Source organism: Butyrivibrio hungatei DSM 14810 (genome assembly GCF_900143205.1).
In the GTDB taxonomy this organism is placed as follows: Bacteria; Bacillota; Clostridia; order Lachnospirales; family Lachnospiraceae; genus Butyrivibrio; species Butyrivibrio hungatei.
In genome coordinates this window covers 91,862-107,330 of the sequence record NZ_FRDH01000003.1, presented here as the reverse complement: position 1 = coordinate 107,330, position 15,469 = coordinate 91,862, and the positions used below count along the sequence as shown (strand labels likewise).

Below are 15,469 nucleotides of genomic sequence, written 5' to 3'. Positions count from 1 at the left end.
GGAGAGTGCTTTATGAATATCTTTTACGGGAAAAGTTCAACAGGTAGTCTGGCTGAGGCTTTAAATGGCCTTACAGCACCAAAGCTTATTATCCTTCTTAGCTGTGAGGAGAAATTTGAAGTAAATGTTGAGACATTAGAAAAACTCTATCCTGGAATACCCAGTATAGGATGTACTTTGATGTCCTACGGATCTGAGATCGTGGAAAATGGCGCGTCTGTAATTGCTTTTACAGGCGGTGTTTCCATAGCTACAGGCGTTTTGGAAAAGACGAAGACAGCTCCTGCAAGATTCATAAAAAGACTTATAGATGATGTGGAAGCTCTATCTCCTGGTAATGATGACACTGCTCTTGTTAACTTCTGTACCGGTGGAGATAAAAAGATGCTAAACACTATCTCCTATGAGGTAGAAAGTAAGGGTATTCATTCAATAGGCGCAGGAACAAACGGCGCCATGGTCTCAGCTAATGGAATTATCTATGAACAGGCAACAGTTTATGCTGTTATCAAGAACCTTTCAGGCAAGATAAAGTCCTACAGCGAGAGCAGTGACGTGGCTGAAACAGAGCAGGTTTCACAGATAATGGAAAAGATACATCTCGAATTTCCTTCTTTTCCTTCGGTTCTTGCCATTAACAACTTCTCAAGGTATCAGACCTTTAAAGAAAATGGAGAGCTGGACTCATATCTTAAAAAACTTGAAATGCTCGGGGACTTGTGTGGCATTGTTGGCTACGGAGTACATTTTAAGGACAAGTATTTAAAGGGCGCTATGTCATGCATTGTTTTTGAGTGAGGTGGGATATGTTTGATGTGTTTGGCAAAAAAAAGTTAAGCGATCAGGAAGATTTTGATGAAGCAGCTATAAACGAGAGAAGAGCAAGGGCAGAAAAAGACGAAGCCATCATCTACATTTCTGATTCCTTAAAAAAATATACAGATGACCTTAAGGGACAGCAAAAAAGCGTTAATGAGGCTCTAAAGAATCTTGAAGGAGCTCTTTTGGCTGGACCTGCCAAGGAAAAGATAGCGGAAAGTGTTGATGTAGGTGATGCAGAGAGCCTTTTGGAAAAGTTCGATGTGGAACCTTTTAAGCTCTCTAAAGTAAAAGAAGAGCTTACTGAAGGGGTGAAAAAGGCAGCTGAAAGCCTTGAAACTGTTGATACATCGATTCCAGCGGCACCTGAAAAGTCATCACTTTCAGATATCAAGGCAGAGCTTGAAAATATCAGAAAAACCCAGAATAGCATAATGGAGGAAGTTCTTTCACTAAAGAACATAGCATCAAGAGGAGATGTGCTGGCACTTACAGCTACCATTGAATCCTCCAAGATAGGAGACGCAGCTATTCCAATTGCCTATGTGGCAGGAGACCTTAGAGGCATCGTATCAGATATAAGAGCAGTATATGACAAGGTCTGTGAGCTGTCTGAGGGGACAAAAGCCATTGACGAGAGGATTGATAAGCTGATCGATGACAAAGCTGTAGAAATAAATGATAAAGCTCAAAACTTCTCAAAAGAGGTCGAGGCAAAGCTTGGAGAGATAGATGCAGCGGTAAAAACAAGCAGGGATAAGGTTGATAGCTTAGCTGGAGCAGGAACTGTTCTTGATGATGTGTCCCAGAGTATCAGGGATAAAGCAAGGAAAAACAGTGAAAACGTAGATGCCAAGCTAAAGGGCTTAGGCGAAGTCTTTGTAAATATGGAAAAAGCAGATGAAGATTTTCAGGAACTGCAGGATAAGATGAAGACTGCAATCAGTAACGTAAGTACTGATGAGAGTATCTATGAAAAGATAGGAGATCTGTTAGAGCAGATAAGACCTATTGTTCAGGAAGACTAAAGCAAAGAGCTGACGTGCATAAAATGCGCGCCAGCTCTTTTTATATGTTTATAAAGGGGAGATAGGAAAAGGCAAATTATAAAACTGCGTCAAGCTTCTTGGCAAGAGCGTCTGCAGGCATTGCACCAGTTGCACTGTCTACAACTTCGCCATTTTTAAAGATAAGGAAGCTTGGAATTGACATGATGCCGTATTTTGCGGCAAGAGCATTTTCTTCATCAGAGTTTATCTTTCCGACTTTGATCTTGCCGTCGTAAACTTCTGCCATCTTCTCAACTACAGGCATCATCATCTTACATGGTCCGCACCAGTCTGCGTAGAAATCAACTAAAACTGGAATGTCACTGCCGAGTACTTCTTCATTGAAATTAGCTTCTGTAAATTTATATTCCATAGCGATAATCTCCTTTGTCTACTTAATTATGATATGTAGTGGTTTGAATTTTGATTACAATTATATTTTACACAATATAATTGAATTGTCAACAATTAAATTTTATTATTTTTAAAATAGTGATCTGAAAACGCAAAAAGTGGCTAGAATATGGCAAATAAAGGGAAGATTATTTTTGGGTAAAATGCGAAGATAATCAAAATGATATATAAGAAGGGAAAAGAATATGGGGGCATTTGAAAGTAAGAATTATAGAAATTTCTTTAAAGAGATAGGAAAGACAGATGAAGAGATAGCTGCCAGGATAAAAGAGGCAGTTAATACCTTTTTTTATGATGAAAATGAGAGAATATACCATGAAGACAAGGATATGGGTTATCTTGTTGATACCGGTAATAATGACGCCAGAACAGAGGGAATGTCCTATGGCATGATGATGTGTGTTCAGCTTGATATGAAAGAGGAATTTGACCGCATCTGGAAATGGGCCAAGAAGTACATGTATATGGAAGAAGGCGAGAATGAAGGCTATTTTGCATGGTCATGTCAGCTTGATGGCACCAAGAATGCATATGGACCAGCTCCTGATGGAGAAGAGTTTTTTGCAATGGCTCTTTTCTTTGCTTCCCACAGATGGGGAGATGGCGAAGGCATCATGAACTATTCTAAAGAAGCCAAAGAGATACTTAAGGCTTGCATCCACAAGGGTGAAGATAAAAGAGAAGGCTGTCCAATGTGGAATCATGAAAATAAGCAGATTTTATTTGTGCCGGGAAGTCCATTTACGGATCCATCGTATCATCTGCCACATTTTTATGAATTATTTGCTCTTTGGGCTTATGAAGAGGACAGAGAATTCTTTAAGGAAGCAGCAAAAGCCAGCAGAGAGTACTTGAAGACAGCCTGTCACAAGGAAACAGGACTTAGCCCTGAATATGGTAATTTTGATGGTTCGCCTATGGATAAAGAGCTGCCTTGGGGATATTATGGGGATTTCTTTAGCGATGCCTACAGAACAGCTGCAAATATTGGGCTTGAAGCAGTGTGGTTTGGAGAGGATAAAGAGCTTTTGGCTATTCCTCTTAAGATGATGAAATTCTTTGGAACAGATCTTGAAGCTGTAAGATGCACCTACAAAGTTGATGGAACGCCTGTAGACAGGCCGGTTCTTCATCCTGTGGGACTTGTAGCTACTATTGCTCAGAGCGCACTTACTGTTCCTTATAGCGATGAAAAGGATAGCGACTATGAAATAGCCAGAAGATGGGTAAACTGGTTCTGGAACCAGCCGCTTAGAAAAGGTGTACGCAGATATTATGACAACTGCCTCTATATGTTTGCGCTGCTGGCACTTTCTGGAAACTATAGGGTGTGGTAAGAAAAAGCGAAAGTGGACCTGTGGGACGGGGTTAGTGGGCCATTTTTCGAAGAAAAAATGGCCTACTAACCCCGTCCCCACAGGTCCACTTCCGCCTACAACAGCCGTTAAGCTGTTGTAGCTCCAATCTGGAAGAACGCCATTTCTTCGTCCAGGATCTTTGCTATCTTGTTCAGGTTGTTTGCTTTCTGTGATACAGATTCCATTGTCTCTGAAAGTTCCTGCATTGAAGCCCTTGTTTCCTCGGAGCTTGCCGCATTTTCCTGAGAGATAGATGAAAGGTTAGTGATAACATCGCTGATAACCTTGCTGGCCTGATCAGATTTATCAACGTTAGCAACAATCTCACCTGTAAGAGCAATAGATCTGTTGATGTCTTCGATAAGTGCATCAACCTGCTCAATTGTTCTGTGGATAGTACTGCGCTGATTACTGATGATCTCCTGAACACTTCCAGCTTCTTCCATGGTCTTATTAGAATCAGCAGCAAGTCCCTTCATAGATTCCTGAATATTTCTAGCAGCTTCTGCAGACTGATCTGCCAGCTGACGGATCTCTTCAGCAACTACTGCAAAGCCTTTTCCTGCTTCACCAGCTCTTGCAGCTTCGATACTAGCATTGAGAGAAAGAAGATTGGTCTGAGCAGCGATAGCATCGATGATAGTAACAGCTTCAGAAATGGTTGTTACAGCAGTATTGGTATTACCAATAAGTTCAACGATTCCATCGATGGCTTCAATGCTTTCTCTTGTGGATTTTCTAAGTTCACCCAGCTTTTCCTGACTGGCTACAGAATTCTGCTGCATTGAATCAGCAAGTCCCTGCATTTCCTTTGTATTAGCTGTGATAAGCTCGATTGCTTCATTGATGTCGCTTACGCTACCTACAGCATCCTGTAAGGATTCAGCCTGGCTAGAAGCTCCTGTAGCAACCTGAGCTACAGCAACAGTTACATGCTCTGCAGTTTCAGATATTGTATTAACGGTATCGCTAAGATATCCAGCAGAATCATCAACTTCATCAGAAGAGTTTCTGGCATTTCCGATAACGCTCCTGATCTTTTCGGCCATATCAAAGAGAGCGCTGGACATTTCACCAAGTTCATCTTTTCTATTCTTAACCTTATCGCTTAAGTGAATTTCAAGATTACCTGTAGACATCTGGCGTACAGCCTGTACATTTTCATCAATAGCCTTGATGATCTGAAGTACGTAGAATACTGTAGCGATAGTAAAGGCAATGATAATGAGACCAGCAACAGTGATCATGGTCTTTATCCTGTCATTAATGTAAGTTGAAATGTTGATCTTCTTAAGTCCTACAAAAGCCATACCATAAACGTCACCAGTTTCATTGTCGATCAGTGGCTCATAAGCTACATAGTATTTATCACCATTGATCACAACGTTTTGAGCTTGATAGGACTGCTTTCCTTTAAGAACAGAAGCAATTACAGCATCTCCTGCCTTAGTACCTACTACGCCTGAGATACTTGATCTTTCTCTGGTATCACCCTTAAAGAAGGTATAGTCATAACCTGTCTGATCACTCAAGTTCTTTTCAAGATTATCTAAGTTTTCTGTGGAATATTGAAGTACCATGGCATAAGATTGGCATGCAGCCTTAACACCTGTTTCGACCTCGGTTTCCATGCCACGGCGAAGATTGATGACGCCAATAAGAGTAGCAATAGAACCTACAAGAATAAGAGCCAGCATTACAAGTCCGCTCATTATTACACGCAACGAGGTTATTTTACTTTTTTCCTCCATATGTTACCTCCATGAAAAATGGGTTGATAAGTGCGACTTGTGTAATGAAAAATTATGCAAAATAAAACGGAAAAACCTCAATAAATATACTAACATACCGACAAAATAGCCTGAAATTAAAATTGTATAAATAAAGAGTGAATATAAAATAATGTTTCAATATATGGTATTGTTGCGTTCAATCGCATGCAGATACTGTGTTTTTGCTTGAAAAAATATTTTATTTCCGTTATGATAAACATGTTGCGGTTAGCGTAACAAAAGGAAACTTATAAATAGGAAAGAGAGAAAAATTATGAATTGTAACACATGTGGAGCACAGATTCCAGAAGGATCACAGGTTTGCCCAAACTGCGGTAATCCAGTAACACCAGTAGTTAATGCAACACCAGTTCAGCAGACACCTGTAAACAACGGTCAGCCTATGGGAGCACCAGTTGATGGTTCAGCATTTAACTACGTTCCTCAGCAGGAGCCACTTGGAATGAAGTGGGCTAACTTCCTCGGATACTTCGTTCTTTGGGTTGGAGCACTTATAAATCTTGTTTCTGGTATAGCATTTTTAACAGGTTCAGTTTATAACACTGTAGGGGTTTCAGCAGAGGATGTATATTCATACTTCAGCGCGCTTAAGCCAATTGATACCATCGCAGGTGTTCTTACACTTGGTACTGCAGTTGTTGGTGTAATGGCTGCTATATCTATCATCAAGCGTAAGGCTAATGCAGGTAAGCTTGTTTGTGCACTTTATGCTTTGAACTTTGCTTTATCACTTATCTATGCATTACTTGTTACTGTAATGACATCAATTCCAGGATTTACATCAAGTACGATCCTTCAGCTTATCGTTTCAGTTGTTATGTTCTTTGTAAACCGTTATTACTTCAATAACCGTGCAAATGTATTTGTAAACTAAGTTCTGATCATTAGATAAGATTTGAAAAAGGATGCCCTTTGTGGCATTCTTTTTTTATCCAATAGGGAATCTGTGTTAGCAGCAAAGCTGACATGGCCGATCGAATACAGTCAAAGAGGTAATTACCGGATGTATAAACTTATATTTGTTGATGTAGATAAGGCTCCAGACGATATTTTGATGATGCAGCTTGGAATGTTAAAAGAGAGAAATAAAGCTAGGGTTATCGGGGTAAGTAGCGTAGAAGCGGTGGCATCTTCTTTAGGAAATATCTTTGATGAGTTTTTGACTTGCAATGAGGGAGCATCTTTTACTACAATACAGAAGTATTGCGAAGACTTTAAGGTTTCAGTAAATGAAGCATTAGTCATTGGCGATTATTCACCAGATAGTAATATTTCAGGATATAAAGTGCAGAGACCGTCAGATATGGCGGCATCTTATAAAAAAGCGATGGAACTTTTAAGGGGATATAAACGTGAGTAAAAAGATCTTGATAATAAATACAGGCGGCACATTGTCAGCAGTCATGAAGAGTAATGGTCTGATCCCGGGGTTATCTATATATGACATGCAAAAAGAACTACAGATGGTATCAGGTGATACTGACATCGAGATAGAGGATTTCTGTAGCCTTGATAGTGCCAATATTTTTCCTGAGGACTGGTGCAAACTTGCAGAGCGTATCAGCGAATGCAGAAATGATTACGACGGAATAGTTGTGATCCATGGAACAGATACACTTGCATATACTTCATCAATGCTATCATTTATGCTTAGAAACATTGGTATACCAGTTGTGATCACTGGCTCTCAGCTATCTATCACCAATCCTATAGCGGATGCTATGGAGAACTGCAGATGTGCGATCCATATGGCAGCAAGTCAGATTCCAGGCGTATTTGTGGCATTTAATCGTAAAGTTATGCTGGGCTGCAGAGCTTCAAAAGTAAGATCCCTTAGCTTTGATGCCTTTGAAAGTATCAATTATCCAAACATTGCTACTATCAGTTCCCTTGGTATGACAATAGATGAGAAAGCAGTTCCAGAAAGAAGCGGAATCTTCAAGCTTTCCAATACTTTTTCTGATAAAGTCTGCATGATCAAGATGTTCCCAGGTATTCACAGGAGCTTCCTTGAAAGTATTGCTGATCAGGGCTACAAAGGTCTTTATATTGAGGCCTATGGAATTGGCGGTATGCCATTTGTTAAGCACGACTTCATCGGAACCCTTGATAAGCTCATTAAGGGCGGAATGACAGTAGTTGTGGGAACCCAGTGCAGATACGAAGGCTCCAAGATGGACGTCTATGAAACTGGTAAAAGAACTCTCGAGATCGGAGCATTAGAAGCTCACGATATGACAAGTGAAGCAGCTCTTACCAAACTCATGTGGATCCTTGGCATGACAGATAACAGCTCAGAGATTAAAGATTATTATTCAATAAATATGGCAGGCGAAATGACTGTCAGAAAATGAGCCCTAGGGACGGAGGTTAGGGCTCAAAAAATGGGACGGCTTAAACCGTCCCATTTGTGTTATATATTTTAGTTCATTGCTACGCCGTTTACGTAGAGAGTATATCCGTTAGATACAACATTTGAGATATTTCCATCAAATGATGTGATGTATGTATCAGCTGTAAGTGTCCATGTGCTTGTGCTATCAAGAGTTACGTTGACTTCTCCAATCTCAGTTGAAACAGTGTCACCTTTGGCATTAGTGATTTTTCCACTTATTGTTCCTGTAAAGCTTGATCCCTTAGTGAGATTAAGTGTAAGAGTAGAATTATCGCCTACAAGAATTGTTCCTTCAAGTGTCTGATCTACTGCATTTAGTGTTGCGATGTTATCAGCACCACTCCAACCATCGTCACATACTGAAAGAAGAATATTGTCAGAGTCTTTATTTGTGATCTTTACGTTTTCAAGGTTGATAACAGCATTAGTGTTAGTTACATGGAATACATGACCATTTTTGCTTGTAAGTGAGCCCGCCTGTCATATCAAAGGTTGATGTACCGCTGTCGGCGTCACCTGACATTGACTGGTAGATCATGATAGAGTCAAGGAAAGTAGCATTTCCGTTCATCTGAGTATTGTTTGCAGTCATGTCGCAGTCTGTGAGTGTGATAGAGTTCATACCTTCAATACAAACTGCTTCTGAAAGGTTTGAAACTAGTGTTGCATTTGAAACAGTAATGTCTGCAGTTGAATAGATAGAAGGAGAGCCAAGACCGTTAGTGGTATAGGTTCCTCCATCTACAGTGACTGTTCCGCCTCCTCTGTCAGTTCTAATGGCAGCAGATGACTGACCGCTTGTAGTAACTGTAAGATTTTTGGCATTTGTAACACCGCCGCCTGTTGTCATGATTCCGCCTGAACCATCACCAGTTGTGGTGATCGCTGTATCAGATATGTTAACTGTTGTTCCATCACCGGTAGACCCGTTTTGACCACCGTTACCACCATAGGAAAAGACACCGTTTGCTCCGTCAGCGTCAGATGTGATAGTGCCACCTGTGATAGTGGTTGTTGAGCCATCTTTTACCAGAACAGCTGCATTAAGACCATAGAAGTTGCAGTTATCACCGCCGTCTGAGTCGCCAGTCTTAGTAACAGTAGCATCTGTGATAGTAACGTCTTCAGAAGTTTCTATTAAAAGAGCTGATTCGTCAGCTGTGGTGCTTGAATAAGTTTTTCCTTTCTGAGAGTCGCTGCTTGTAATCTCTACAGCACCTGAGTAATCTATATCAGCACTACTCATTCCGCCTCCACCAAAACCGCCGCCTGGAGCACCGTCTGGGGCTTCTCCGTCAGGCTTTTCTGGGGCACCATCAGGCCTTTCTCCATTTGGAGCTTCTCCGTCAGGCTTTTCAGGAGCATCCTCAGGAGCTTTGCCTTCAGGCATCTCATTTATTTCCTTGCTACTTATATCTTCTGTAGAAATAGTAGTATCTGTTGTTGACTGCGTAGCAGCCTGTTGAACACAGCCTGTAACAGTTGCACACATAACCATAAGTCCTACATATGGGATAAGTTTTTTTACTTCTAATTTTTTCATAGTGTTTCTCCTTAAAAATGAATTGTTTGCTATGAGTGCATTATGAATGGCCAACCTAAATTCAACTTAAAAGTATAATAAAATGTATATAAACAGCTTTTTGGTATAGTTTTGCGTTTTATCGCTTATATTTTGCGCACTAAACGGTATATATTGACTTTAATTTGCATGGTTAGGTATTATGTTATAGTTGTTTCTCATCTATACTTTTTATTGAGGGGAAAACTTATATTTACAGATATGGAGGTACTGTGAGATGACAAAAAGAAATATTGGTTGGGCACTTGTATGTATTGGTTTATTTATGCTTTTCAAGATGATGAGAATAACATCATTTGGATTCTACAGCATAGGCAGAGTTAATACATCAGCTATAGTTCTGGTGCTTCTTATTCTTTCTGCCATTGCAGTAGTAGTAAAGAAAAATAAATTCACGATCGGATGCCTTATCGCATCATTAGTTGTTTTTGTTCTTGCACTAATGCTTGGCACCGAAATTTACTTTAGTTATGTTTCACTCATCGATGTACTTTTAGTATTTGTTCCAATCGTTCTTGGAGCAGGACTCATCATCAAATGTGCACTTGAAAAAGTAGGACACAAAAAAGACTGAGTGAGAAAAAGTGAGCCCTAGGTTGGTTGGGGCTCACTTTTTTTAGTGGTAGGGAACATGCTATGGGGTGCCCGACCGCAGACCCACAGGCAGCTACCCTACAGTATATTTTTTCTCATCCTTCGGATTTTGCAGTTCATGGCATTTATTTTTCTTTTGAAATTCTATGAAACAAACTCGTCTTTGAAGCACATTTTTGTCTGTAAAGTTTTGGGTTTGAACGATTGTCAAGAAAACGCCATTTTCTTATGCTCATAAGCAGTTTTTGACACGCATGCGGTTTGCGTTGTTTGAAGCAGGGCGGTAATAATTTATAATAAGTGGTCACGCCCGCTTTTGGCGGGCTTTGTTAACAGAATAAAGAGACGATCTCTCATGCTAGCTTGGAGAGTCGTCTCTTTTTCTGTTATGGGAGCGTAGCTCCTATGACCACTTATTATAAATTCCGCCCTGCAAGTCTGTAGCAAGAGCATGCGTATTAAACAAAAACTGCATGAGCATATAGAAAAGTATCGTTTTCTTGATGAGGGCAAAACAAAACTTTACAGCAAAAATGGCATCAAAGACTCAGACAGTGTTTCAAAAACAGAATTTCAAAAGAAAAATAAAAGCTCATGAACTAAGCAAAATTCTCAGAGATTCGAAAATAATATACTGTAGGATAGCTGCCTGTGGGTCTGCGGTCGGGCACCCCATAGCATGCTCCCTATCACAGTAAAATGAGCCCCAACCTCCGTCCCTAGGGCTCATTTTTGTCTACAAGCATGATATTTGAATAGAAGACTTTGTCGTCATGAGTGAATGATGCTGAGCCGCCGTGCTGTTCTGAGGTGGCTGTAACGGAGATAAGGCCGATGCCGTTTCCTCCCTTGTGGGTGGAGAGGTAGCGGCCATTTTTTTGTCTTGTTTTTCCGTTAAAAGAGTTTGAGACAGCGATGTAGATTTCTTGTCCCTGCTCTTTAGAGATTACAAGGTGGATAAAACGCTTTTCTTCTGGTATCTCTGAGCAGGCAATAATGGCGTTTTCTAAAATGTTTCCAACTATGGAGCAAAGTGAAATGCTGTCCATATGTAGCTTACCTGGAAGTGATACCTCAATATCAGTTTTTATATTGTCTTTTAAGGCTCTTTGATAGTAGTGATTTAAAAGGGCGTTAAGTGCATTATCCTGGCAGAAGGATTGAGTGTTCTTTTGAGGAACAATGTCGATATAGCGGCTTAAGTAATCATCTAAAGTATCATAGTCTTTGGCAGAAGAGAGCTCTTTTAACGTATATATAGTCTGCCTAAAGTCATGACGAACCTTGGCATCTTCATTTAAGTACTGCTGAAGCGACTCATACTGTTTTTCCTGCATCTCCAAGATGTGGTTTCTATCATCAAGCTCAGCCTTTTTGATGATGGCACTTACCATGAAGTAAAAAATAATGCAAAGGAATATAAGCATGATAAACATGATCGGCATAACTGCAATATAAGCAGCTCCTACCATGTTGGTATGAAGAGTAGAGTACTTACGGACTACCATGATCTGATTGAAGATGAAAAATAAAGAAGATACTATGCCAGCAGTCCACCATACATCAGGTTGCTGAAGGTGACTTATCAGATATCCGCCGTATTTGGCAGCAGGATACGCGGATAAACAGCAGAATAGAAGTACAAACGTAAGCTCAACTATACTGGCTGTGAAGCTGAAATCAGAGAGGTTTCCGTCGGGATGAAGGAAAGCATCAAAAACAATGGAGAAATTACTTATAAAAGTGGTAAGTGCACACACCAAAAGGTAAATTGAAAAAGACTGTGATATGTGTAGCTTTGTTGCAAAGTGGTAGCCACAAAAGACTACTGCAAAGGCTGGTACATATAAAATGTTCCAATAATATGAAAGGTACATTGCAAAGAATGAAAGAACTACAGCAGTGCATATGATCAGCACAGAAAGCCTTATCACAGCGAAAGACCACTTCTCCCTAAGATGATCGTGAGCTGGCGCAAGGCACAAAATAGTTGTTGGAAAAAGGAGCATGAAGTTCATGAAAGGTAAAAGAAAGTTTTTAAGTTCCATTACTTTGCGCCTCCTGAAGGTCTTTTACTATGCAGTTTAGCAAACACATAATTCTGTCTGATCTCATTCAAGGTCTTTTGTTCCCTTACATTTATAGGAAGCATGTGTCCGCCTGCTAGCTCACAGGTTTCTTTGCCCCAATTTGTGATATGGTCCATGTTGATCATGATACCGCGGTTTATCCGCAAAAATCTATTGTCGGACTTTAGAAGTTCGCAGATATCAGAAAAGGTCATTCGTGTACGATAGCTGTTTTGCATTCTGTCTATCAGCTGAATATAGTTCTTTTGACTCTGAGCATAGACAATATCAGAAAAAGCAATATCTATATTTTCGCCATCTACTACGATAGAAATCTTTTTACCCTCTGCTGAGCGAAGAAAAATGACTTCATCAAGGACCTTGCAGACAGAAATCCTTAAAGTCTCATCATCAGGCGATTTGATGAGATACTGAAAAGCGTGTACACCAAAGGCATCAAAGGTATGATCAAGGCTTGTAGTAAGGAAAACGATGAGAGTATCGCTATCCATTTCTCTTATCTGTTTAGAAGCTTCAATACCAGACATCTGATCCATGTAGATATCCATGAAGATCAGTGTGTATTTAAGAGGTCTGTAGTCAGCAAGGAACTCTTCAGCACTGTTAAAAGAGCTGATTTTAACAGAATGGTGGTTTTCTTCCATGTATTTTTCAATCATTGTGGTCAAACGATCTATTTCCAAAGAAATATCATCAACAATAGCAATATTCATACGTTAATTCCCTTTTTTAATGTCTTTTCGTACAGCTTTTTTAATAATATCATCTTGCAAACGATATTCAAGAAATAATGATATCATTCATCCCATAATTTTAGACATTCATCCCAAATTCATTGAAAAAACAATTTAGTGCAATAAAATGAATCGAGGCGAAAAGAGATTAGAAAAAAGTATAGGGAGATACTTTATGAGTATGAAAAAGAATTGGGAAATGTTATGCAGATTTGTGTTACTAGCTGGAGTTATAGCTTTTTTACTTAAGGACACAAGCTTTTTAACTTACGCAACTTCAGATGGAAAAAAGACTTTGGATAAATATCCATCAGTTACACAGACTTACTTTTACGCAACAGGGGGAGCAGATACCATAAATCTTGTGGCACTTTTACCAGAAGATTGCAAGCTTACAAGCTATGCTCTTAGCTATGTAGGAGATGTGACATTCCATTCAGCACCCACTGTCATAGATGACAAACTCTTATATACAGTAGATGCTGGGCCAAAAGACATGACTGGAACAATAACTGTTACAGCAATGACAGATAATTACACGGATATTCCCATTACAGTTAATCTAAAACTTTCAGATAAAAAACAGGTTGAACCAGGGTATTATGTCGATACCGCATGGATAGCTAATATTTCAAGAATATTCATAGTCTTGGGAATTTTGGGACTTGCTGTTTGTAGAAGACGTTACATGAAGTAACAAAAAAGTGAGCCCCAGGGACGGAGGTTAGGGCTCACTTTTGTAAAAATGAGCCCTAACCTCCGTCCCTGGGGCTCACTTTCCTGTCTAGGTCGACTTAAGCCTGGGCAAGCATTCTGCCGAGATCTTCGCACTCAGAGATTGCAGCATCATCTGGGGCGTTGTTGGCAATGACGCCTTTGCCACCGATGATAGTAGCGCCAGCTGATTTGAGGCGATCTACCCAGTCACGCATCCACTGGCCATCGCCCCAGCCATAAGAACCAAAGAGGGCAATCTTCTTGCCATTGCAGATATTCTCATACTGCTCCATGAATGGCTCTACAGTTCCTTCTTCAAGAACTTCTGCGCCCATAGCTGGGCATCCAAAAGCAATTACAGAATCTTTAGAAGCCTCAGATGGGCTAAGTGCATCAAAGGTAGTTACTTCAGCTTCACCACCAGCGCTAGTGATCCCGTTTGCAACGGCATCAGCCATTGCCTGTGTATTTCCACTTCCACTCCAAAAAACAACTTTAACTTTATTCATACTGTTTCATCCTTTCTGAGCAACAAATAAATAGTAGTGCTCTTGAAAAAGAAGTTAGCATATGCTAACATTCAAATCAAGGAATTTAAATGACAATAATTATCACAAAAAACTAAAACACCGGAGGACAGCAATGGGGGACCAACTAGTTGTTAGCCTATGCTCACCAACCCTGGCAGGGCTCAAGACAGGAAATCTATTCAACGTGGATATGGATGACAGACAAAAGTTCATCCAGGAGGTAAGGGAATTTAATCAAAGACTATGCAAAAAAGGTCTTAGAATGATTCCGGTAAAGTATACCAAGGACCATGCTCTTATTTATCTCTACAGGCCATCATTTCTAAAAAGGGATTTTGCCAATGAAGAGGTTTGCCAGATCCTTAAGGAGAAAGGTTATTCTTGTACCAACGCTGACCTTTGCGTTGCAGAGCTTGCAAGACACCTAAATGAGGACCAGGATTTTCCTCATGAGATAGGTCTTTTCCTGGGGTATCCGGTAAAAGACGTAAAGGGATTCATGAAAAGTTCCGCAGAAGGCGTCATGTATACAGGCTTCTGGAAAGTTTATGGTGATAAAGAGTCAGCTCTTAAGACCTTTGACAGATACAAAAAGTGCACGGAGATATACAGCGATGCTCATAGAAAGGGGGCTACTTTGGAAGAGCTTGCTGTTGTGTGCTGATCTTATGAGCAGATAGGAGGAGAAAAAATCTATGCAACTTGAACTTCAAAACATCAAAAAATCATATGGAGAAGGTGGAAGCCGAATAGAAGTACTAAAGGATATAAGCCTTGGAATCGAGCAGGGGGAATTTGTAGTACTTCTTGGACCGTCTGGTTCTGGTAAATCCACACTCCTTAATATCATTGGAGGAATCGATAACGCAGATTCCGGCAAGATAGTAATACGAGGTAAGAGCATGGCGGATATGGATGAAAAGGCTCTTACGTCCTACAGAAGAGAACACCTAGGATACATCTTTCAGATGTACAATCTGATCCCAAATCTTACTGTCAGAGAAAATATCGAGGTGGGAGCATATCTTTCCCACAATCCACTTAATATCGATGAGATCATAGAAATTCTGGGACTCAAAGAGCACCAGAATAAGCTTCCTAGCCAGTTATCTGGCGGACAGCAGCAAAGATGCGCCATAGGAAGAGCTATAGTAAAAAATCCTGATATCCTCTTATGCGACGAACCAACAGGAGCCCTTGATTACAATACGTCAAAAGAGATCCTGACCCTTATCGAACAGGTCAATCAAAAGTATGGAAATACAGTCATCATGGTTACTCACAACGATGCCATCAAGAATATGGCTGACTTTGTGGTGAAGCTAAGAGACGGCGTCATTAGAAAGAGCTACAGAAATGAAAATAAGATGACAGCTGAAGAACTCGACTGGTAA

Annotated in this window: 16 protein-coding genes; 10 read left to right on the top strand and 6 right to left on the bottom strand. The window is 40.2% G+C overall.

What is annotated here, in order from left to right:
* The first annotated feature begins 12 nt into the window (after window positions 1-12).
* Together BUA02_RS00530 and BUA02_RS00525 are read left to right on the top strand one after the other, a co-directional pair.
* Entirely contained in the window at window positions 13-798 is a 786-nt protein-coding gene (locus BUA02_RS00530; protein WP_072700115.1) for an FIST N-terminal domain-containing protein, read from the top strand.
* Between the two features lie 8 nt (window positions 799-806).
* Window positions 807-1,847 carry a hypothetical protein gene (locus tag BUA02_RS00525; protein ID WP_072700112.1) on the top strand — a complete coding sequence of 347 codons (1,041 nt, stop codon included), beginning with the start codon at window positions 807-809 and terminating at the stop codon, window positions 1,845-1,847.
* A gap of 76 nt (window positions 1,848-1,923) precedes the next feature.
* Here the strand turns inward: BUA02_RS00525 and trxA are convergent, their stop codons facing one another.
* Window positions 1,924-2,241, bottom strand: coding sequence for a thioredoxin (trxA, locus tag BUA02_RS00520; protein ID WP_071176452.1), 318 nt, complete (start codon window positions 2,239-2,241; stop codon window positions 1,924-1,926).
* 226 nt (window positions 2,242-2,467) lie between these two features.
* Between trxA and BUA02_RS00515 the strand changes: the two genes are divergently transcribed.
* The gene (locus BUA02_RS00515) at window positions 2,468-3,619 is read left to right on the top strand and encodes a family 8 glycosyl hydrolase (RefSeq protein WP_072700110.1); all 1,152 of its coding nucleotides are present in this window, start codon (window positions 2,468-2,470) and stop codon (window positions 3,617-3,619) included.
* A 107-nt stretch (window positions 3,620-3,726) separates the two neighbouring features.
* Here BUA02_RS00515 and BUA02_RS00510 read toward each other — a convergent pair whose 3' ends face one another.
* Entirely contained in the window at window positions 3,727-5,391 is a 1,665-nt protein-coding gene (locus tag BUA02_RS00510; RefSeq protein ID WP_083572579.1) for a methyl-accepting chemotaxis protein, read from the bottom strand.
* A 295-nt stretch (window positions 5,392-5,686) separates the two neighbouring features.
* Between BUA02_RS00510 and BUA02_RS00505 the strand changes: the two genes are divergently transcribed.
* From BUA02_RS00505 to BUA02_RS00495, 3 genes are all read left to right on the top strand, one after another.
* Window positions 5,687-6,307, top strand: a complete 621-nt coding sequence (locus BUA02_RS00505; RefSeq protein ID WP_072700106.1) for a zinc-ribbon domain-containing protein — start codon at window positions 5,687-5,689, stop codon at window positions 6,305-6,307.
* 129 nt (window positions 6,308-6,436) lie between these two features.
* The gene (locus BUA02_RS00500) at window positions 6,437-6,793 is read left to right on the top strand and encodes a hypothetical protein (protein WP_072700104.1); all 357 of its coding nucleotides are present in this window, start codon (window positions 6,437-6,439) and stop codon (window positions 6,791-6,793) included.
* Window positions 6,786-7,787 carry an asparaginase gene (locus BUA02_RS00495; protein ID WP_072700102.1) on the top strand — a complete coding sequence of 334 codons (1,002 nt, stop codon included), beginning with the start codon at window positions 6,786-6,788 and terminating at the stop codon, window positions 7,785-7,787. Before BUA02_RS00500 ends, BUA02_RS00495 begins: the two co-directional genes overlap by 8 nt.
* A gap of 471 nt (window positions 7,788-8,258) precedes the next feature.
* Here the strand turns inward: BUA02_RS00495 and BUA02_RS00490 are convergent, their stop codons facing one another.
* Window positions 8,259-9,371, bottom strand: coding sequence for a hypothetical protein (locus BUA02_RS00490; RefSeq protein ID WP_242946450.1), 1,113 nt, complete (start codon window positions 9,369-9,371; stop codon window positions 8,259-8,261).
* A gap of 256 nt (window positions 9,372-9,627) precedes the next feature.
* Here BUA02_RS00490 and BUA02_RS00485 point away from each other — a divergent pair, with 256 nt between their 5' ends.
* Entirely contained in the window at window positions 9,628-9,984 is a 357-nt protein-coding gene (locus tag BUA02_RS00485) for a hypothetical protein (protein ID WP_072700100.1), read from the top strand.
* A 739-nt stretch (window positions 9,985-10,723) separates the two neighbouring features.
* Here the strand turns inward: BUA02_RS00485 and BUA02_RS00480 are convergent.
* Entirely contained in the window at window positions 10,724-12,052 is a 1,329-nt protein-coding gene (locus tag BUA02_RS00480) for a sensor histidine kinase (RefSeq protein WP_072700098.1), read from the bottom strand.
* Window positions 12,052-12,807 carry a LytR/AlgR family response regulator transcription factor gene (locus BUA02_RS00475; RefSeq protein ID WP_072700097.1) on the bottom strand — a complete coding sequence of 252 codons (756 nt, stop codon included), beginning with the start codon at window positions 12,805-12,807 and terminating at the stop codon, window positions 12,052-12,054. The genes BUA02_RS00480 and BUA02_RS00475 overlap by 1 nt, the downstream gene beginning before the upstream one ends.
* 196 nt (window positions 12,808-13,003) lie before the next feature.
* Here BUA02_RS00475 and BUA02_RS00470 point away from each other — a divergent pair, with 196 nt between their 5' ends.
* Complete coding sequence (locus BUA02_RS00470; RefSeq protein WP_072700095.1) at window positions 13,004-13,525, top strand: hypothetical protein; 522 nt, start codon at window positions 13,004-13,006, stop codon at window positions 13,523-13,525.
* 97 nt (window positions 13,526-13,622) lie between these two features.
* Here BUA02_RS00470 and BUA02_RS00465 read toward each other — a convergent pair whose 3' ends face one another.
* Window positions 13,623-14,054, bottom strand: coding sequence for a flavodoxin (locus BUA02_RS00465; RefSeq protein WP_072700092.1), 432 nt, complete (start codon window positions 14,052-14,054; stop codon window positions 13,623-13,625).
* Between the two features lie 133 nt (window positions 14,055-14,187).
* Between BUA02_RS00465 and BUA02_RS00460 the strand changes: the two genes are divergently transcribed.
* Both BUA02_RS00460 and BUA02_RS00455 read left to right on the top strand, forming a co-directional pair.
* Window positions 14,188-14,739 (top strand): DUF3793 family protein, encoded by a 552-nt coding sequence (locus tag BUA02_RS00460; protein ID WP_072700090.1) that lies wholly within the window; start codon window positions 14,188-14,190, stop codon window positions 14,737-14,739.
* Between the two features lie 31 nt (window positions 14,740-14,770).
* Window positions 14,771-15,469, top strand: a complete 699-nt coding sequence (locus tag BUA02_RS00455) for an ABC transporter ATP-binding protein (RefSeq protein WP_072700088.1) — start codon at window positions 14,771-14,773, stop codon at window positions 15,467-15,469.